This window comes from Pseudoalteromonas sp. PS1M3, assembly GCF_016865405.1.
GTDB classification, from domain to species: Bacteria; Pseudomonadota; Gammaproteobacteria; order Enterobacterales; family Alteromonadaceae; genus Pseudoalteromonas; species Pseudoalteromonas marina.
This window is the reverse complement of sequence record NZ_AP022624.1, coordinates 2,183,167-2,203,326: the sequence shown is the minus strand read 5'-3', so window position 1 is coordinate 2,203,326 and position 20,160 is coordinate 2,183,167. Positions and strand designations below refer to the sequence as shown.

Sequence of the window (20,160 nt, the reverse complement as noted above, 5' to 3'; positions counted from 1 at the left end):
GAATGTTTTGCATGAAGCCTATAAAGCGCGGTAAAGTATGACTAATTCAATATGTTAATAAATTTTTGGAAACTACCTTGGCAGAAACCACGTTATCTCCCGCATTACAAATACTCTCTGGGCAATGTCGTGACTTTATTACATCGCTTAAACATGCTGATGTTGCTCATGATATTACCCATATAGAACGTGTGGTTAGAGTGGCAATACAACTTTGTGAAGCTGAAAATGCCAATATGGCGATTGTTTTGCCTGCAGCATGGTTACACGACTGTGTCGCAGTGGCTAAAAATCACCCTGACAGAGCCAAAGCATCGACTATGGCAGCCGATAAAGCGATTGGGTTTTTAAAAGGCTTAGGTTATGACGCAAACTTGTTTGAAGAAATTCATCATGCAATAGCGGCACATAGCTTTAGTGCTAACATTAAAATTAAAACGCTTGAGGCGCAAATAGTACAAGATGCAGATAGAATGGATGCTCTTGGTGCCATTGGTGTTAGCCGTTGCATGAAAGTAGGGGGTTCTATAGGGCGCTTACTTTACAGCCCTGACGACCCTTTTTGTACAACTAGAGAGCCTGACGATAAAAAATTTACTTTAGATCATTTTTTTATAAAACTTTTAAATATTGCTAAGAGTATGAACACGCCATCAGCTAAAGCTGAAGCGCAAAGACGCACTCACTATATGGATGCGTTTTTAGAGCAGTTAAAGTCAGAGATTGGTGAGTAATATGAGCAACAAAACAATGCCTTTATTATCGGGGGTTGATCACTGCCACATAAACGTAAATAATCTTTCGAATGCAGTGACTTGGTATGAAAAAGTACTTGGTTTTAAAGTAGTTGAGGAGCTTGCGTTTTGGGACGAGACAGGCAAAGGTCCTTTAACACTCCAAGACCAAAATACCACAACACGCTTAGCATTGTTTGAAGGTGAAGTTCGCAGCAAAGGAATTGCGTTTGGTGCTACTGGAGAACAATTTATAGCGTGGCTTGCGCACTTCAAATCAATGGACATAAAAACAGTATTAGCCGACCACGGTGTTACGTTCTCAATATATTTTAAAGATGAAAGCGGTAATAGCCATGAAATAACATCTCATGATTATGAACATATCAAGATGTTTTACCCATCTGTTGAGCAGGGCTCGCACAGTGCTAAAAAGAGTTAACGTTCTTGATTGCTTTGCTTGATATTGAGTATTTCGTCTAGTTTATTAACTAATAAATCAATAATAGCTGGGTCAAAGTGGCTACCTGCTTGGTCTTTCATATGAGCAACTGCTTTTTCTACACTCCACGCGTCTTTATATGGTCGCTTAGATGTGAGTGCATCAAATACATCTGCAACAGCAACAATTCTACCTTCGATTGAAATTTCATCGCCTTTTAAACCGTAAGGGTAACCTGTTCCATCCCATTTTTCGTGATGCTCTATTGCCAATGTGTGCGCGAGTTGAAGCAATGGAGAAGATGAATTAGCTAAGATTTTTGCGCCAATTAAGGCATGCTCTTTCATGTGTTCAAATTCTTGCTCTGATAACTTTCCGGGCTTTAATAAAATTGCATCGGGAATACCTATTTTTCCAACATCATGCATAGGCGCTGCCTGATGCAGAAGCTCTGCTTGATTTTCTGACATGCCAATACCTAGCGCAAGAACTTTACTGTACTGGCTCATACGAACTATGTGCTCACCCGTATCGGTATCTTTATACTCTGCGGCACGCCCCAAGCGCTGAACTAAATCTATATGTGCTTGCTTTAATTGCTCTGCTTGTACCAAAGAAAGGTGTGTTTTAACACGCGCTCTTACAATAGCAGGGCTTATTGGCTTGGTTATGTAGTCGACCGCACCTAATTCAAACCCTTTATACTCATCGCTCTCGTCACCAAGGGCTGTGACAAAAATAATGGGGATGTGTGCGGTTTTTGGATTACGTTTAACGTGTTCACATACTTCAAACCCATTCATATGTGGCATCATTATGTCGAGTAAAATGAGTTTGGGTAATTCTTTTTCAAGTAATGTTAAGGCTGCTTCTCCCGATTTTGCAAAGGACAATCGGTACTGATTGCCCAGTATTTCCCGCATAACCTTAAGGTTCGCAGGCTCATCATCAACAATTAAAACCCGAGGCCTGTGTGTAGCAAAAATCATCTATATACTCATATATCGTTTAGTTTGTTTATCAATGTGTCTAATTTGAGAATCGCATTTTCAAAATCAAATTCATCAAATGCATCAGCTATTGCGGCAATGTCATCTGAAAAGGGTTCACCTGAAAACGTTTGCAGGTTCGTCAATGCATTATCGTTTAATTCAGCGTTTTGTGCTGAGTCATAAAGTGCTTCACACAGCTGTGTTAATTCATCAATTGACACTACATTGTTTTTACTTTCAGGTTTATCAGTTTGATCACATTCTTTTGTCGTTAACAATTGTGAAATAACAGACAGTTCAGCTTTTATTGATTGTAAAATATTATCAACGTCCTCGCCTTGTTTAATAGCTTGCTCTAGATTGGATAAAAGTCTCATTAGTGCAATAAGACCAAGGTTTCCAGCAATCCCTTTTAAAGTGTGTATTAAACTATAGCTATTTTGAGTGTTTAGCTGAGGCTCGTTTATAAGTGTGTCGAAGCGTTTGTCATTGTCTTTAATAAATTTAGTGATTTCAGTCAGCTGTTTACACTTCGATCCCCATAACGCTAATCCTTTTTTAAAATCGATGTGTTTTGCATTTGGATCTGTTTGTGCTATTTCGATTTCTTTCGAAACACCTAAACCAAGTACTTGTGCAATTTCTTGATTTAATTGATTAATGTCAATTGGCTTGTTTGCAAACCCATTCATGCCTGCTTTTTTAGCTAATAGTTTATCTTGCTGTAAAACGCTGGCGGTTAAAGCAATAATAGGAATATTTTTTAACTGTTGTTGTTTTTCTATCTCGCGTATTTTTATCGAAGCTTCAATACCGTCACATTCTGGCATGTGAATATCCATTAAAATGACATCAAAATCGTGTTGTTTGAAGGTGTCAATTGCCTCAAGACCATTACTCGCTTTTGTAACCGCATGGTGATCCCTGGAAAGTAATAACGAGAGAAGCTCAGTATTTTGTTCTATGTCGTCAACGACCAAAATTCTTAGGGCAGGTAACTGTGTATGAAGGCCATCAAAATAGTCAATTTTTTCTTCATCACCCACTTTAAGAGGAAGCGAAAAATAAAAGCAGGTGCCTTTATTTATTTCACTGACTAAATTTATAGTTCCCCCCATCAGCTCAACAAGTTGTTTGCTGATAGTTGTTCCAAGCCCTGTACCACCAAAGCGGCGGGTAGTCGTTCCGTCAGCTTGGACAAAAGGTTGAAAAATAGCGCTCACTCTATCCTTTTCAATCCCAATGCCGGTGTCTTGTACTTCAAAAAATAAATGCCCATTTTGTGTGGTGCTTACGGTAATGGTCACAGAGCCATGCTCTGTAAACTTAATCGCATTGCCAATAAGGTTAGTTAAAATCTGTCTTAACCTGTCTGGATCACCGTAATAGGTATTTTGCACTGATTCTTTAATAATAAGATGAAGTAAAAGATCTTTCTTTTTTGCTTCTAACCAAAACGTTGAAATGATGCTGTCTATAACGGGTTTAAGGCTAAAGTGAACTGCCTCAATGGTCAACTTACCACGTTCTAATTTAGCTGAATCGAGTACCTCGTTAAGCAAGCGAAGAAGCGAACGGGCTGCGTTATTAACGGTAACAAGGTGCTTTTGCTGCTCATTATTGAGTGGTGTATCCATGAGCAGGTCGCTAAAGCCGATAATAGAGTTCATAGGGGTGCGTATTTCGTGGCTCATATTAGCCATAAACGACTGTTTTGCTTGTGCGGCTTCTTCAGCGATGAGTTTCGCTTTTTCGAGCTTCTCTTCGTACTCTTTACGCTCGGTGATATCAACAAACACGCCATCTATCCACTGAGCTTCGTCTTTATTATTAAAGTAAAAACTACCTTGGTCTAATAACCATAAAACTTTACCATTTCTATGACGAATTCTATATTCGATAGAATATTGGCGCTTTTCTTTAACTGCTGAAGTTACTGCATCTATTACTGCCTGTTGGTCAGTTTTTAAAATAAGGTCGTTAAATTCTAAGCAATGCTCAGTAAATTCATCTGATTGATAACCTGTTAACTCTAAAATACTTGGGCTTATGAATAACATACTCCAATTATCATCTAGCCTACATCTAAATACAGCACCCGGCATATTGTTTATTAAAGAACGGTATTTTTGCTCTTTTTCAACAAGGCTGCGTTGTAATTCACGTTGTTCGGTTAAATCAGTGATATAACCAACATAAAGTGGGGTTTGTCCTGGCTGGTTAACTTCACCAATGCCTATTCTAATAGGAAAAAGATGGCCTTCTTTGTGTTTTGCAAAAATTTCACGGTTTACACCGAGCACCTTGTTTGAGTTAACATCTTTTGCATTAGAGAGGTATTCATCGTGATGCTTAGCGAGCTTTTCATCCATTAACATTTTTATATTTTTGTTTTTTACTTCATGTTCTTGCCAGCCAAAAATATGTGTGGCTGAGGCATTAAAACTTAAAATATGCCCTCTGTGATCAATCGTTACTATGGCATCGATGGCTGTTTCGAGTATGGCATTCAGGCGAGACTCATCGGCAGACTTTTCTTCTAGCAACATTTTATAACGAACCATTCCGTTAATAACCGCCACGACGCTTGTAATAGCAACCGTTGCTGTAGCAACAGCAATTGCGACAAATGTAAGACCGGCGGATGCGTTAATATCATCGAATAGCAGTGGCGAAGTTGCAACAAAACGGGTTGCTGCCATGCCCATATAGTGCATTCCTGCAACAGCAAGGCCCAAAATAATTGCGCTTATGGTGCGGCTTTGTAGAGGCGTTAATGTAGGGAAAAATTTATCTAAGTTAAATCGACTATAAAGAGCAATAAAAGAAAGTGCTATTGCAACAAATATTGATAAAACAAACATAAGTGGGTCGTAGCGTAATAAAGGAGCCAACTCCATAGCGGCCATGCCGCTATAATGCATTGTGCCAATGCCTGCGCCTAATAATACAGAACATAAACCAAGTATTTTGAAGCTCGCTTTATTGTTAATTAAAATAGAAATTGCAAATAGGCAAGCAAAAAAAGCAGGAAGAAAAGACAATATAGTTATTGTTGGGTCGTATTTAATATTTGTGCAGAGCGAGAAGGCCAGCATACCGATAAAGTGCATACTCCAAATACCGGCTGAAAATATAGCAGCGGCAGTAAATTTTGCTAGGCGTTCATAATTATGAAATTTTGTTTCTTTGGCTAAATCAATCAATCGGGTTGTAAAAAAAGAAGCGAATATTGCTATTAAAACAGATATAGATACTAAAAGAGGGTCGTAAACGCCGTTAACTACTAGGCTAGGGTCGTGGTCTGTAATAAAAAATGCAGATAGCATATTGGCTCAAAAATTAGTCTTTAGGTAGCCAGTTTAATATATTCATCATATAAATAAATACTTAATTAACTAGAGCGGTATAAAAAATGAGTTTGTTTCAATTTTTTAACGTATAGTTTTCAAGTTATTATTTTTTATATTTATTTTATGCAAACTGATAGAAAAATATTTTGCTATTATATGAATGACACAGATGATAACCAACATGGGGTTACATCAAATTAGCATATAAATATTTGTAGTGAATACTTAAAATTAGGTTAATGAGAAAAAGTAGTGTTTGATTACCAGCTAAAAAAAAGTAAACGAAGAAAAACAGTCGCTATAAAGGTACATGATCAAGCTGTTACTGTATATGCTCCCCATTATGTTGCCCAAAAACAAATCGATAGTTGGTTACTTGAAAAGCAGCCCTGGATTGAAGCACAATTAAAAAAGCAGCTTAATGCAGTCGATATTAAGCAGTATCCCCTTATCCATAATAAAATTAAGATATTTTCTGACTGGGTTAAATTAAGTTTTTTAGAAAGCTCATTATCTGATATTCAAGAACACAATAATGTTTTGTTAGTAACACACTCTACTAGAGTAAAAAATTACAATGGTAAATACGAAAGTTTGATTAAACAGTATTTAGAAGAGAAGTTGGCGGCGTATATTGAAATGCGTATTAACTATTATTGCAAAATAATGAAAGAAGAATTGCCTCAAAAATTAAGTATTGCCATATATAAGCGCCGTTGGGGGAGTTGCAACAGCAGGCGAGAACTAACTTTTAATTTACACCTAATAGGGGCTCCTCATGCCGTGATTGATTATGTAATTGTGCATGAACTTGCTCATTTGCAGTATTTAAACCACAGTAAGGACTTTTGGGCTAGAGTAGAGGCATTTTTTCCTGATCATAAAATTGCATCAGATTGGCTAAAAGCAAACGGAACAAGTTTACAGTGGGTGTTTTAAGCTAATTTGAATATAGGAATATAGGAATATAGGAATATAGGAATATAGGAATATAGAAATATAGAAATATAGAAATATAGAAGAAGTGGTGGAGGGAGCTGGATTCGAACCAGCGAAGGCTGAGCCGTCAGATTTACAGTCTGATCCCTTTGGCCGCTCGGGAACCCCTCCACACTATTTTTGTTACATTTGGCCCCACTTAACTTAGCGGTAAGAAAAGTGGTGGAGGGAGCTGGATTCGAACCAGCGAAGGCTGAGCCGTCAGATTTACAGTCTGATCCCTTTGGCCGCTCGGGAACCCCTCCAATGCAACGGCGCTGATAATAGCAAAATGTGCCTTTAAGTAAAGAAAAAAGCTAAAGAAAATTTAAATAAAGCCGATAAATATTCATTACTCATTCCAATCGGCTAAAGTCTATGCAAATCGATGATTTGTTAATCACAGAGCAGCAATTAAGTACTCGGTTAAACCAAAGTGTACATGCAGACCGCCGTGGTGAATTTTCATTGCTGTTAGCAATGCTTTCACAAGATGCTTTAGATTTTAGTCAATTTCATTTACCTAAAAGTGAAATTGAAGATAACACAACTCAAGAAGCGCAGTTAAGAGAGCAATTAGGAGCAGGACCAAAGCAGCCATTAGCACCCAGTGAATTTAATATGCTAATTGGGCAGTTTAATGCACAGCGTTTGTCTTTGGTTGGTGAAAATAAAGGCATGGCCGATATAAAGTTAAATCAGTGTTTAAACCCTGAGCCCTTTTCGATTAGAGATGATGTAAACCACATACCCCTACCCATTATAGATAATTGTGAACTTGCTGTGCGAAGACGTTTACAAAAAGACGAAATAGAAATAGATAATCCAAAAATGGATGTCGCAGGCTTTTATGACGTTCTAACAGACGTAAATCAGCGTGAACCATTACATTTGACGATGGCATAATTTATGATTTCATCAAATAGTGTCTAGTTACACTACCCATCACTGATTAAATTTTACGACTGCACCAAACCCCAATTGACTAAAAATTGATTTAATGTAAAAAAAGCATCCAAAAATTAAATGCAATTGCTATAATGGCTACAAATGGTATGACATGAATGCCGTTATCATTAAACCAAGGTAATTAGGAACGTAATGAAGAAAACATTCACGCTAAATCACGAGAAAATCAAATACCCTCGTATGGTTGATGCTGCAAAGCATGAAGTGAAAAAATATTTGAAAAGAGAGCGCAACAAAACTCTACCAGAAGATGCAGATTATTGGGCATTTGACTGTAAGTTTGGTAAAACGGTTGAAGATGCGCAAGTGGTTCATGTAGCTGAAATCAGCAACTGTATTAGCGATATTGAAAAGCAAGAATTGATGTCTTTTTACTTAGAAATATTGGCAAAACCTGCACAGCGTCAACAGCTAGACCTTGATAACGACGAGTAATAATTAGCGTTTGTGCATATCAAATTATTTAAATGGGCCATTGGCCCATTTTTTATGCCTATAGATTACCTTCAAGCTTTTTTCTTTTGAGCTAGCTCAAAGTATTTTACATCGTTTTAGGGCTTCAACTGTTGAATTGTTATTAACACTACTTTTTCCTTCAATATTAACCACTTAATTAATAGTGGTAGTACTAAACCTAAAAGGTTATAAAGGGAGTTGTGTTTAATAAATTTACGAAGCTATGCATTAAATGTGAGTATTTAATTAGCAACGGAGTGAAATAAATAATGTACTTCACTTAAAAAGAGGGGATTACGCGCTATGGCATTTTTTGTATTTTTTTGCGCTGCCACAAGGGCAATCATCATTCCTGCCAACTTTTATATCAGCGACCGGAAATATAATACCATCGAGATATCGCCACTGGTGTTGCTCTTTTATAAATTGAGAGCGCTCATGTAACACACAATATAGGTTTTGATAAAAATAGGTAGCTTTAAACTCAACGACCCCTTTATTTTCATCGCTGTTTGTTTCAATAACAGATAAGCTTACAAATCGACAACTGGTCGCAAATTCTTTAATTTCATTTACAGGGTTTTCAGCTTGCTTTTCACTTGCATATGTTTGGTATACGTATTTAGCATTTTTTTGTACGTAAGCTGTATACCTAGAGCGCATTAACTGCTCGGGTGTTTCTGCTTGTTTATCACCTAATAGCAGTGGTTCACAGCAATCTTCGTAATTTTTTTGGTTTCCACAAAAGCAAGTGTTGTTATTTAAATAATTCATAATTGTTACATAAGATTTAAAACATCATTTTAGCAAGCTTGCTGTATGTAAGGTATATCAAGTACGTCAGAATTTTTAATAAAACAGTATAACTTTGTTTTTGTGTTACTTAAGTTAAGCGATAAGTTGCTCAATAACTGATTGTTTAACATATCAGTCCATGTAATGACCGCTGCAAAGTTACCATTATGCAGTGCGCTACGCAGTACATATTCTAAATTTACTAAATGTTTTTGCCTAATGACTAATAGTTTACTTGTGTCTATTGAACATGAATCAAGCAAAGCTTTACTAGGAACATGATCTGGTGCGATTAATAAAGTCCAAGCATTTAAACTATTATACTGGTGTAGCACCTTTAACAGCTCAAACGTTGCCGATATATCATCTTCAATTTGAATCACGTTAACACAATCAGATAGTTCGTCTTGTTGATAGCTTTTTACTGTTCTTACGGTTATTGGCTGTAACATATCATCTCGCTCACTGGGTTTATATACAGTACATGTATACAGTAGTTTATACAGTGTTATGGCGCAAGTGTTTTTTTGCTATTTTTTTATACAAATTTATATTCTATTTTTAAGGATGTGTATTTTAATGTTTATACTGTTGATATTTATCGCTTTTATTTAAATTGGAATGTTAGTGGGTGAGTGTTTTTTATATAGGTTGAAAAGGTTTGCTTACGTTTTTTATAAATTTAAATTATAGCTCTGTACTGTATACAGTACTTTTACGAGCTAAGTTTCGGGCTTTTACTAAGGGGCAGGGGGGATTAAATGGGCATATTGTAATTGATGAATTTGTTCATATAAACTGGCTGCATAACATTGGGCATCCTTAAAACGCTTTGTTTCTATATATTTTCTTAAATCAGCAAGCGCAACTGTAGCTGGCTCATGACCCTGGCTACTCGATAAGCTAAGCCAAGCAACTCCATGAAATACACTTTGTGGAACACCTTGGCCTTTTACAAAAAACAAGCCTAAATAAAATTGCCCTCGGTGATCACCAGACATTGCCGATAAACGCATCCACTTTGCAGCTAAAGCAGGCTGGTTATTTTTTAAATAATATAGCGCCTTATTCAGCGTACTTTGTTGAGAGCTATCATTTTCAGGTGACGAATTAGTATCGCCTGGTTGTGTCACAAAAGACAAAATATTGTCTAATTGTTGTTCTAAATCATAACCTGTTGGTGTGGTTTTTATCATATGCTGTCATTCGGTATAGTTAACTACTTCAATAGTTTAGTATATCGCAAGGTAAAATGTCCTGAAAAATATACTTTTTATGATAAAATCTCGCTACTTTTTATTGTTGTAAGTTCATTATGTTAGAAGCTTTATTTAAAATTAACGAAAATGGGTCCACGGTTCGTCGAGAATGCATCGCCGGAATGACTACTTTTATCACAATGGTTTACATTGTATTTGTGAACCCTGCGATGTTAGCAGAAGCGGGAATGGATCAAGGGGCTGCTTTTGTTGCTACTTGTATTGCTGCTGCAATAGGTTGTTTTATTATGGGGTTATGGGCCAATTACCCATTAGCTTTAGCACCTGGCATGGGGTTAAACGCCTTCTTTACGTATGGCGTTGTATTAGGTATGGGATACACCTGGGAAGCTGCGTTGGGCGCAGTATTTATGTCGGGTTGTATATTTTTATTATTGAGTTTATTTAAGGTTAGAGAGTGGATAATAAATGCCATTCCATTAGTTTTAAAACGGGCTATTGCGACAGGCATTGGCGCGTTTTTAGCCCTAATAGCACTTAAAAATGCAGGCATTATTGTGGCAAGCCCCGCTACATTTGTGCAGTTGGGTGACATAACATCTGAGGGACCGTTACTGGCTATATTTAGCTTTTTTATTATTGCGGCATTGTTATATCGCGATTTTAAAAGTGGAGTGTTGATCAGTATTTTATTGGTTACTGCTATCTCACTTGGTTTAGGTTTAGTTGAATACCAGGGAATTATTGCTGCACCGCCTTCAATTTTACCTACTTTTATGCAGTTGGATTTTGCTGCTGCTTTAGAACTTTCAATGCTTAGTGTTATTTTTGCATTTTTGTTTGTCGATTTGTTTGACACGTCAGGTACTCTTGTAGCTGTAACGCAAAAGGCTGGTCTTGCAGATGAAAAAGGAAACATGCCACGCTTAGGACGTGCACTCAGTGCCGATAGCTCAGCCACCATTGCAGGTGCAATGTTAGGTACCTCAACAACCACATCTTATATAGAGTCAGTGGCGGGTGTATCTGTTGGTGGGCGTACAGGTTTAACTGCAGTGGTAGTTGGTTGCTGCTTTTTGCTAATGATGTTCTTTGCACCGTTAGCTAATATGGTACCAGCTTATGCAACAGCGGGCGCAATCTTATATGTTGCTGTACTTATGCTACAAAACCTAAAGTTTGTGGACTGGGACGATATGACTGACGCTATTCCAGTAGCCGTTGTGCTGTTAATGACGCCGCTTACGTTTTCAATTGCGCATGGTATTGCGCTTGGTTTTATTTCATATACGGCGGTTAAGTTGCTTTGTGGTAAACGCAGTGAAATAACAATTAGTGTATGGATATTAACCGTGTTATTTATTGTTAAATTCGCGTTTTTATCATAAATAACAAAGTTTTGTTTTGATATATAACTACCAGCGACGTTATGTGATTTATCCCTGTTGGGGAAGCTAAACTCTCGGTTATAAAATTTAATGCTAAAAAAGCCCATACACAGTATGGGCTTTTTTTATTATTCAGTGGAAAGCTGCTATTACCATTTCTTTTTTGGAGCAAACAGCACATCTAAATCGTCTTGTTCTTGCTCGTTTTTCTTTTTTAGGGCGCTTGCGTTAGATGCTTTTAGCTCGACGCTAATTTCCTCTAAGTAACGTTCCACTTCTTGACGTTTAGCATTTACATATTCGTCTGAATAAGGCACTGCACTAAGCGTTGCGTAGGCTTTTTCAAAATATTGTCTAGCAGAGCCAACCATACTCGCAGAACGTGCGGAAATACCGCGTTTAATTTGGCTTTCTATATTTATTTTAAGCTGCAATTTCTCAAGCAGTTTGTCTTCGCCTGTAAATACTTGGCTATTAACACGGCCCTTAGTGTGTTCAGAACGTAGGATCACACGTAATTTTTTTATCCCTTGAATTAGCGCAACAAGCTGTTTGTCGTTACTTGGTAATGCTAATGACTCACTGCTGGTTCCTTGCACCGGGTTAGATAGATGCTGTTTCATTTCTTCTAAACGGCTCTTTAGCGCTTTTGAGGTTGGCGAATGCGTAACCATTGTTTTGAGTGCTTCGGCAATTCGGCTTTGTAGAACCCTAATAACGTTTTCAGATAGCGGAATATTAGCCTGGTTCATTAATGCTTCTTCAGTTTCTTCAATGATCGCCTTTTGTTTTGTGAGTTCTTTTCGGCGCTCATTTTCTTGTTTTTCTTTGTGTTGCTGAACAGCACTTACCCAAAGTGCAATCACAACCAAAGCAACTATAAGGACAATTATAATAGACACGATCATGGTGTAATTCTCGGATTCATAACCTAATTTTTTAATATTACATTAAATATAAGCCATCGGGGTAGTTTTGCGCGAATTAACTTCAAATTAGGTAAATTAACTGTCGTTAAATATAAGGACTATGAGATTAATTCGTCTAATCTTGGCTACCTCAAGTATATTTATTATGCTAGCCTTGAGCACCACTTCGATAAATGCACGCTATAAGCTTAATCAATGCTACCAGTAAAACTGATCTAGCTTTATAGAATTGCCTTTATTTATAATAAATTACAACGTAAAAATGCAACCATGAAATTACAACAACTCAGATACATAGTAGAAGTACAAAATCATAAATTAAATGTTTCAGCAACGGCTGAGAGTTTATTTACTTCACAGCCTGGTATTTCTAAACAAGTACGTATGTTAGAAGATGAGTTAGGTGTTCAAATTTTTGGGCGAAGTGGCAAGCATTTAACGCATGTAACTAGTGCCGGTGAAGATATTATAAATATCTCGCGTGAGATACTTTCAAAGGTAGAAGGTATAAAAGCAGTAGCTAACGAGCACACATTACCAGACCAAGGTAAGCTCAATATAGCAACAACGCACACTCAAGCACGTTATGCTTTACCTAGTGTGATTCAGGGGTTTATGAAAAAATACCCTGCAGTATCACTACATATGCACCAAGGTACACCGCAACAAATATCTGATGCCGCAGCAAGGGGCGATGCCGATTTTGCCATTGCAACTGAAGCGCTTCATTTATACTCTGATTTAGTTATGTTGCCTTGTTATCATTGGAATCGCAGTATTGTTGTTGCAAAGGATCATCCACTTGCTAAAAAAGCCAATAGTTTAACGGTAGCAGATATTGCCGAATACCCGCTAATTACTTATGTATTTGGTTTTACGGGTCGCTCTGAATTAGACAAAGCATTTAGCGCCCATGGGTTAGAGCCGCATATTGTATTTACGGCGACTGATGCCGATGTAATTAAAACCTATGTTCGTTTAGGGCTTGGCGTAGGGGTAGTGGCTTCAATGGCGATTGATGAAATCACTGATACTGATTTAGTCTGCATTGATGCAAGTCACTTATTTGAAGCTAGCACAACAAAAATTGGCTTTAGAAAAGGCAGCTTTTTACGTACTTATATGTATGACTTTATAGAACGATTTGCGCCGCATTTAACTAAAGAGCGTGTGGAGCGCGCGAGTTTATTACGTAATCAAGATGATGTAGATAAGTTATTTGAAGATATAGAGTTACCTGTAAAGTAGCACTGGGTCTGATAACAAAAACCGACTATTTATTGATAGTCGGTTTTTTTGTTTAAGGTTAGCCTAACACTCAATAATGTTAACGGCTAAACCACCGCGCGCGGTTTCTTTGTATTTTGTTTTCATATCATTACCTGTTTCAAGCATGGTTTTTATTACTTTATCAAGTGATACTTTTTGCTCGCCACTACCACGAATTGCCAATCGAGAAGCATTGATGGCTTTTATAGCCCCCATCGCATTACGTTCAATACAAGGAACTTGCACTAAGCCGCCAACAGGGTCGCACGTTAAACCTAAATTATGCTCCATGCCTATTTCAGCTGCGTTTTCAACTTGTACAACATTACCACCCACAATTTCAGTTAATGCTCCGGCGGCCATTGAACACGCTACACCCACTTCGCCTTGGCAGCCCACTTCGGCACCCGAAATAGACGCATTTTTTTTATATAAAATACCAATTGCAGCGGCTGTTAGTAAATAACGCGTGGCAATGTCGCGGTCTACTTCTTTTACAAATGTATGATAGTACATAAGCACAGCGGGTAGAATGCCTGCAGCACCATTAGTGGGGGCTGTTACCACTCGTCCACCGGCGGCATTTTCTTCATTAACGGCAAGTGCAAATAGATCGACCCAATCCATTGCTCTGAGTGGATCGTTGCTCACTTCGATATTCAGTTTTAAGTATAGGCTGGGGGCACGTCGTTTTACTTTTAAACCGCCAGGTAAAATTCCTTCAGTACGCATTCCGCGCTCAATACAGGCTTTCATTACTTGCCAAATATGAAATAACTCATCTTTTATAGCGTCTTCGGTTCGAAGTGTGCGTTCGTTTTTCATCATCAAGCTAGATACACTCAGGCCTGAGTCTTTACACATTTCAAGTAGCTCTTTTGCGCTACTAAAAGGGTATGGCGCTGGGTTCTCTTCTCTAATATCGAGCGCTGCTTGCTTTTCGTTTTCAAATTCTTCGTCGGTAACAATAAAGCCGCCGCCGATAGAGTAGTACACTTTGCTATAAAGCTTTTCACCATTATTTGAAGCAATAATCTCCATTGCATTAGAGTGCTTTGGGAGCGTTTTACGACGATGAAAAACAATAGCACCTTGCTTAGGAAAGTTGGCTTTGTGTGTTTGGTTTAAATAAATAACTTGTTCTTGCTCGATAGTTAATAAAATATCATCGACTAAATCGGCATCGATTGTTTCTGGGTCATAGCCTGCTAAGCCAAGTACAACAGCTTTGCCAGAACCATGACCTATACCTGTTTGACCTAACGATCCATATAACTCTACTTTTATATCGGTAACACTTTTTAATAGCTGTTTTTCATGGAGTTCATTAACAAATAAGCGTGATGCGCGCATTGGGCCAACGGTGTGTGATGACGAAGGGCCAATACCAATGCTAAACATATCAAATGCACTGATCATAGTGTGTGTCTCTTATTAATTTACTCAGCCCGAGGCTGCTCTTTGAACGGTCGAGCATAATAACGCGGAATTGTTAGCATGTAACTATTATTAACGAAGATTTAAACTGGTAAGGCTAGTTGTTTTGTAAAGTTTTTTATAATGCTAGCAGTTGCTCCCCAAAGTAACCCATGGGGGGTGACAAACCCCTGCAGAGTAATTTCTTTACCAAAACGTTGAAATGGCAAAGGTTGCCAGTTAGCTTCAGTACTTAATTCATTTAAGGATAGTAAAAAGCTGGCTTGTACTTCATTGTGATCGTTTTCCCACTGCGTATTTTTATTTAAAACACATACGTAGGGACGAATACTAAACCCTGTTAAAGTGGAGTACTCTGGTAAATTGCCAAGGATACTTACATCTTTGTGCGCAATGTTTAATTCTTCTTTCAATTCACGTAGTGCCGTTGTGCGAAGCGTTTTGTCACTTGCCTCAAATTTACCACCGGGTAAGCAAATTTCACCTGGGTGATGATGCAAATAAGTAGGGCGCTTACACAGTAAAATATGTGCATGTCCGGCTACATCTATAATGGGCAACATAACGGCACTGGCGCGTTTATTTCGAGAGTCTTTTATTTGATTTGGCGCAGCGGTTGGGCTTAATTGAAAGCGCGTTTTAATAAAGTCACTATTCAAGATCACCTACTCTTTAATAAAGGTAAAATTTTATTTACCTTATCGTAAGTCTCTTGGTATTCCAATTCGACTTTAGAATCAGCGACAATTCCGCCTCCGGCCCAACAGTAAATATGCTGCTTATAGCAAACTAAAGTACGAATAGTAATACTGGTATCCATATTACCGCAGGCACTTAAATAACCTATAGAGCCACAGTAAACGCTGCGCTGATGAGGTTCTAGTTCTTCTATAATTTCCATCGCGCGTATTTTGGGGGCCCCAGTAATAGACCCACCAGGAAAAGCGGCCTCGAGTTGATCAACGGCTGTTTTATTAATATCAAGTTCGGCGGTCACTGTACTTACTAAATGGTGTACGGCCGGAAAACTTTCAATTGCAAATAAAGAAGGCACTTTAACGCTGCCGGGTTTGGCTACTTTACCTAAGTCGTTACGAAGTAAATCTACAATCATCACGTTTTCTGCGCGATCTTTGGATGAGTTTGCAAGTTTTAACGCTTGCGCACTATCTTCGTGGGCGTCAGCTTTACGTGCAAGTGTCCCTTTTATTGGTTTAGTTTCTACAATATTGTTTTGGATCGATATAAAGCGCTCAGGCGAAATTGACAAAATAGCGCCTGCAGGATGATTAATAAAACTTGAAAAAGGCGCTTTATTAGCTTCGCGTAATTTAACATACGCTGACCAAGGGTCACCGCTATATTGGGCTTTAAAGCGCTGCGCTAGATTAATTTGATAACAATCACCGCTTTTTAAATAGTCTTCAATTACAGCAAACTTTTTGGCGTATTGGGTTTGGCTCATATTAGAAAACCACTCAGACGTTAACTCAAACTTTGCGTCAATCAGAGTTGATGCTAAATATTTCTCGTAAAGCGCGCGTCTTTCAACATTTGGCTGTGAAACATAAAACCACGCATTTTGCTTTCTATCAAAAATGAGTGCATCTAAATAAAGGCCTACAGCCATTTGCGGTAAGTGTATGTCTTGCTCTGCTATAGTTGGCATTTTTTCAATTATACGACCCAAGTCATAGCCGAAATAACCTAACCAACCTCCATTAAAGGGCAAGTCAAAAGGTGCTTTTGTGTTACTGAGTTTGCGCAAATGGGTATTCATTATCTCAAAACAGCTTAGCTCACTTTGCTCGCCATTGAATAATGTTTTGTTATCGCTCACTTCAAGCAAGTGTTCAGGTTCTATAGAAATTATGTCGTAGCGACTATTTACATGGTCGCTATTAGCAGAGTCGAGCAGTATGGCATGAGGCAGATGAGAAAAATGCGAAAATACATCAATACAATTTTGTGTTATTGATAATTTTATACAATTATTTTTATTGTTTAGCATTTACTACCCCTATAAGAACTGGCTCCAAACGGGCTGGGAGGGTATCATAAGTCAAATTTTTTTGGCAGCGTTTAGTATAAAATCAACGTTGTAATTAAAACAGTACAAACCACCGTCACCGGTTTGGTATAGATTACGCTTAAGCGTAAAGCTAACTTAAGGAACCATTATGAGTACAATCCGTCAGCAAGACTTTATTGATAGCATTGAAGATGCATTGCAATATATTTCGTTCTACCATCCACTTGATTTTGTTCAAGCATTAGAAAAAGCATATAACAAAGAACAAAGTAAAGCTGCTAAAGATGCTATTGCGCAAATTTTAATTAACTCGCGTATGTCGGCTGAAGGCAAGCGTCCGCTTTGTCAAGATACAGGTATTATTACGTGTTTTGTAAAAGTGGGTATGGATGTTAAGTGGGATAAAACAGACTTAACAGTTCAACAAATGGTTGATGAAGGTACTCGCCGTGCGTATTTGAATCCAGACAACCCGCTTCGTGCTTCTATTGTTGCAGACCCTGCTGGTACTCGTAAAAACACAAAAGATAATACCCCTTCGGTTGTTCACATCGATTTGGTAGCTGGTGGCGAAGTAGAAGTCATGGTTGCAGCAAAAGGTGGCGGCTCTGAAAACAAAAGTAAAATGGTTATGTTAAACCCTTCAGACGATGTTGCTGCCTGGGTAGAAAAAACACTGCCTACAATGGGTGCTGGCTGGTGTCCGCCAGGCATGCTGGGTATAGGTATTGGTGGTACTGCAGAAAAAGCTGCAGTAATGGCTAAAGAGTCATTGATGGATCCGGTTGATATCCATGAGCTTATGGAGCGTGGGGCGGAAACTACAGAAGAAAAGCTTCGCCTAGAAATATTCGAACGTGCAAACAAACTAGGTATTGGTGCACAAGGCCTGGGCGGGTTAACAACGGTTGTTGATATTAAAATTAAAACCGCTCCTACCCATGCAGCATCAAAACCAGTGGTGATGATCCCTAACTGTGCAGCAACTCGTCACGTGCACTTTACTTTGGATGGTTCAGGTCCTGCTGATTTAAAAGCGCCAAAGCTTGAGGATTGGCCTGAAGTGACCTTTGAAGTAGGTGAGGGGACACGTCGTGTAAATTTAGACACGCTGACCAAAGATGATGTTCAAGAATGGAAAATGGGTGAAACCGTTTTACTTTCAGGCACCATTTTAACTGGCCGTGATGCAGCGCATAAACGTTTGCAAGACATGATCAACTCTGGTGAAGGCTTACCTGAAGGCGTTGATTTTGATAATAAATTTATATACTACGTTGGCCCTGTAGACGCTGTTGGTGATGAAGCGGTGGGCCCAGCAGGCCCAACTACAGCAACACGTATGGATAAATTTACCGATATGATGCTAGAAAAAACTGGCATTGTAGGCATGATTGGTAAAGCAGAGCGCGGCCCTGCAACGGTTGAATCAATCAAGGAGCATAAATCTGTTTACTTGATGGCGGTAGGTGGTGCTGCGTATTTAGTATCTAAAGCGATTAAAAAAGCGCGTGTAGTTGCGTTTGAAGATTTAGGTATGGAAGCGATTTACGAGTTTGAAGTTGAAGACATGCCTGTAACGGTTGCAGTAGATAGCGAAGGTGCCAATGCACATACGCAAGGTCCTGCGATTTGGAAGGCAAAAATTGCTGAGCTTGATAGCAAATTAAAGTAATTGTTATCTTTGTTTATGAAGCGAGCCATGTGCTCGCTTTTTTATTTTAAAATCATCAATATTGAGTGAAAACTGATCTTACCAGTTGTGTGGTAATTGTTTATATAAATATAAATCATTAAATAACAATTGCTTGCGTGTTAATGGTGGATGTATTAAAAACTTTACGGAAAAATCAATGGTTACGCTAACGTAAACGTAAAGAGGTGTACCCTTGTGTTATTTTAGTTTTAATGTCTATTTTTGTAATTTATTTTAAATTTTTTATTTGTTAATAAGTTATAAGTTGATTATTTAATTTAATCACTTGGTGTTTGTTAGCTTTATCATCTTGATGTGTGGCGAACACTATCTTGAAGTGGTAAAGTCTCGACAATTTCCAGCGCGTACACCCTCTCACGGGTCAATTTTTCGGAGTATTTTAAGTGGCTGTGTTTAATCAAGTTGAATTTGATAACCATGAACAAGTAGTCTTTTGTTCTGACAAAGAGTCAGGTTTAAAAGCAATTATTGCTGTGCATAGTACCAAGTTGGGGCCTGCTGTTGGTGGGTGTAGAATGTGGGATTACGCTAAAGATGAAGACGCAGTGTATGATGTTTTGCGTTTGTCAAAAGGGATGACTTACAAAAATGCGGTTGCGCGCCTTCCTTTTGGTGGTGGAAAATCTGTCATTATTGGTAACGCCAAAGAAATTAAATCGGAACAACTTTTTCGTGCATTTGGTCGCCAATTAGAGCGTTTAAATGGTAGCTATTACTCAGCAGAAGACGTCAATATTACGTGTGCCGACGTTGCTTTAATGAACAAAGAAACAAATTACGTTCTTGGCCTTGAAGGCAAAAGTGGAAACCCATCTCCTTTTACTGCATACGGTACTTTTTTAGGTATTAAAGCTGCACTGCAGCATCAACGCGGCCACCAAGACTTCTCGGGCATAAAAGTAGCTGTACAAGGTTTAGGGGCTGTTGCTTACGGCTTGTGTCAGCACTTAGCTGATGCAGGTGCTAAGTTGTTTGTGACAGATATAAACCAGGTTGCAATTGATCGTGTTGTTAACGATTTTGGTGCAACAGCTGTTGGTATTGATGACATTTATGACTTAGATGTAGATGTGTATGCACCCTGTGCATTAGGCGCAACCATAAACGATGACACTATACCTCGTATTAAAGCAACCATTATTGCTGGTTGTGCTAATAATCAGTTAGCACAATCACGCCATGGTGAAATTATTCGTGAAAAAGGCATTTTGTATGCGCCAGATTACGTTATAAACGCAGGGGGTATTATTAATGTTTATTACGAAACTGCGCCAGAAGGTTATACCGTTGAGGCCTCTAATAAACACGTTGAGGGTATTTTTAATACGCTAACAGAAATTTTTGCTCGCAGCGAAAAAGAGCAAAAATCGACGCACTTAATTGCAGATGAGCTTGCTCAAGAAATAATACAAAATGGCCTTTAGATTTATATTTAGGTCTTGAAGAAAG

18 protein-coding genes and 2 tRNA genes are annotated in these 20,160 nt (G+C 38.3%); 9 read left to right on the top strand and 11 right to left on the bottom strand.

The features are described from left to right. Window positions 1–44: 44 nt before the first annotated feature. Window positions 45–734, top strand: coding sequence for an HD domain-containing protein (locus PS1M3_RS10100; protein WP_371816613.1), 690 nt, complete (start codon window positions 45–47; stop codon window positions 732–734). A gap of 1 nt (window position 735) precedes the next feature. Next, entirely contained in the window at window positions 736–1,176 is a 441-nt protein-coding gene (locus PS1M3_RS10095) for a VOC family protein (RefSeq protein ID WP_203983967.1), read from the top strand. Here the strand turns inward: PS1M3_RS10095 and PS1M3_RS10090 are convergent. Beyond that, the gene (locus PS1M3_RS10090) at window positions 1,173–2,165 is read right to left on the bottom strand and encodes a two-component system response regulator (RefSeq protein ID WP_008129762.1); all 993 of its coding nucleotides are present in this window, start codon (window positions 2,163–2,165) and stop codon (window positions 1,173–1,175) included. The genes PS1M3_RS10095 and PS1M3_RS10090 overlap by 4 nt on opposite strands. 8 nt (window positions 2,166–2,173) lie before the next feature. Next, window positions 2,174–5,497: an MHYT domain-containing protein gene (locus PS1M3_RS10085; RefSeq protein WP_203983965.1), complete on the bottom strand. Its 3,324-nt coding sequence runs from the start codon at window positions 5,495–5,497 to the stop codon at window positions 2,174–2,176. A gap of 276 nt (window positions 5,498–5,773) precedes the next feature. Between PS1M3_RS10085 and PS1M3_RS10080 the strand changes: the two genes are divergently transcribed. Then, window positions 5,774–6,460 carry a M48 family metallopeptidase gene (locus PS1M3_RS10080; RefSeq protein WP_138740333.1) on the top strand — a complete coding sequence of 229 codons (687 nt, stop codon included), beginning with the start codon at window positions 5,774–5,776 and terminating at the stop codon, window positions 6,458–6,460. Window positions 6,461–6,546: 86 nt separating this feature from the next. Here PS1M3_RS10080 and PS1M3_RS10075 read toward each other — a convergent pair. Both PS1M3_RS10075 and PS1M3_RS10070 read right to left on the bottom strand, forming a co-directional pair. Beyond that, window positions 6,547–6,631, bottom strand: a tRNA-Tyr gene (locus tag PS1M3_RS10075). Between the two features lie 49 nt (window positions 6,632–6,680). Continuing rightward, window positions 6,681–6,765, bottom strand: a tRNA-Tyr gene (locus PS1M3_RS10070). Window positions 6,766–6,877: 112 nt separating this feature from the next. Between PS1M3_RS10070 and PS1M3_RS10065 the strand changes: the two genes are divergently transcribed. Continuing rightward, window positions 6,878–7,405, top strand: coding sequence for a VC2046/SO_2500 family protein (locus PS1M3_RS10065; RefSeq protein WP_006792355.1), 528 nt, complete (start codon window positions 6,878–6,880; stop codon window positions 7,403–7,405). 195 nt (window positions 7,406–7,600) lie between these two features. Further along, entirely contained in the window at window positions 7,601–7,903 is a 303-nt protein-coding gene (locus PS1M3_RS10060; protein ID WP_006792356.1) for a DUF6172 family protein, read from the top strand. A 315-nt stretch (window positions 7,904–8,218) separates the two neighbouring features. Here PS1M3_RS10060 and PS1M3_RS10055 read toward each other — a convergent pair whose 3' ends face one another. From PS1M3_RS10055 to PS1M3_RS10045, 3 genes are all read right to left on the bottom strand, one after another. Continuing rightward, window positions 8,219–8,698 (bottom strand): YchJ family protein, encoded by a 480-nt coding sequence (locus tag PS1M3_RS10055; protein ID WP_138740335.1) that lies wholly within the window; start codon window positions 8,696–8,698, stop codon window positions 8,219–8,221. A gap of 29 nt (window positions 8,699–8,727) precedes the next feature. Continuing rightward, window positions 8,728–9,171: a SulA-like leucine-rich domain-containing protein gene (locus PS1M3_RS10050; RefSeq protein WP_138740336.1), complete on the bottom strand. Its 444-nt coding sequence runs from the start codon at window positions 9,169–9,171 to the stop codon at window positions 8,728–8,730. Window positions 9,172–9,459: 288 nt separating this feature from the next. Next, on the bottom strand, window positions 9,460–9,915 hold the full coding sequence (locus tag PS1M3_RS10045) for a tetratricopeptide repeat protein (RefSeq protein ID WP_008128067.1): 456 nt from the start codon (window positions 9,913–9,915) through the stop codon (window positions 9,460–9,462). 119 nt (window positions 9,916–10,034) lie between these two features. Between PS1M3_RS10045 and PS1M3_RS10040 the strand changes: the two genes are divergently transcribed. Then, entirely contained in the window at window positions 10,035–11,327 is a 1,293-nt protein-coding gene (locus PS1M3_RS10040; RefSeq protein WP_203983963.1) for an NCS2 family permease, read from the top strand. Between the two features lie 149 nt (window positions 11,328–11,476). On the opposite strand, the gene PS1M3_RS10035 is transcribed toward PS1M3_RS10040, so the two are convergent. Next, on the bottom strand, window positions 11,477–12,235 hold the full coding sequence (locus tag PS1M3_RS10035) for a hypothetical protein (protein WP_006792361.1): 759 nt from the start codon (window positions 12,233–12,235) through the stop codon (window positions 11,477–11,479). A gap of 291 nt (window positions 12,236–12,526) precedes the next feature. On the opposite strand from PS1M3_RS10035, the gene cysB reads away from it, so the two are divergent. Then, window positions 12,527–13,504: an HTH-type transcriptional regulator CysB gene (gene cysB / locus PS1M3_RS10030; protein ID WP_006792362.1), complete on the top strand. Its 978-nt coding sequence runs from the start codon at window positions 12,527–12,529 to the stop codon at window positions 13,502–13,504. A gap of 63 nt (window positions 13,505–13,567) precedes the next feature. Here cysB and PS1M3_RS10025 read toward each other — a convergent pair whose 3' ends face one another. The 3 genes from PS1M3_RS10025 to pabB all read right to left on the bottom strand — a co-directional run bounded on the left by PS1M3_RS10025 (window position 13,568) and on the right by pabB (window position 16,973). Then, window positions 13,568–14,944 (bottom strand): L-serine ammonia-lyase, encoded by a 1,377-nt coding sequence (locus PS1M3_RS10025; RefSeq protein WP_008127692.1) that lies wholly within the window; start codon window positions 14,942–14,944, stop codon window positions 13,568–13,570. Window positions 14,945–15,045: 101 nt separating this feature from the next. Next, complete coding sequence (locus PS1M3_RS10020; RefSeq protein WP_008127693.1) at window positions 15,046–15,621, bottom strand: CoA pyrophosphatase; 576 nt, start codon at window positions 15,619–15,621, stop codon at window positions 15,046–15,048. 2 nt (window positions 15,622–15,623) lie between these two features. Then, complete coding sequence (pabB, locus tag PS1M3_RS10015; protein WP_203983961.1) at window positions 15,624–16,973, bottom strand: aminodeoxychorismate synthase component I; 1,350 nt, start codon at window positions 16,971–16,973, stop codon at window positions 15,624–15,626. A 169-nt stretch (window positions 16,974–17,142) separates the two neighbouring features. On the opposite strand from pabB, the gene PS1M3_RS10010 reads away from it, so the two are divergent. After that, a complete protein-coding gene (locus tag PS1M3_RS10010; protein WP_006792366.1) occupies window positions 17,143–18,669 on the top strand; it encodes a fumarate hydratase in 1,527 nt (508 codons plus the stop codon). A 425-nt stretch (window positions 18,670–19,094) separates the two neighbouring features. Next, on the top strand, window positions 19,095–20,135 hold the full coding sequence (locus tag PS1M3_RS10005; protein ID WP_006792367.1) for a Glu/Leu/Phe/Val dehydrogenase: 1,041 nt from the start codon (window positions 19,095–19,097) through the stop codon (window positions 20,133–20,135). Window positions 20,136–20,160: the final 25 nt, after the last annotated feature.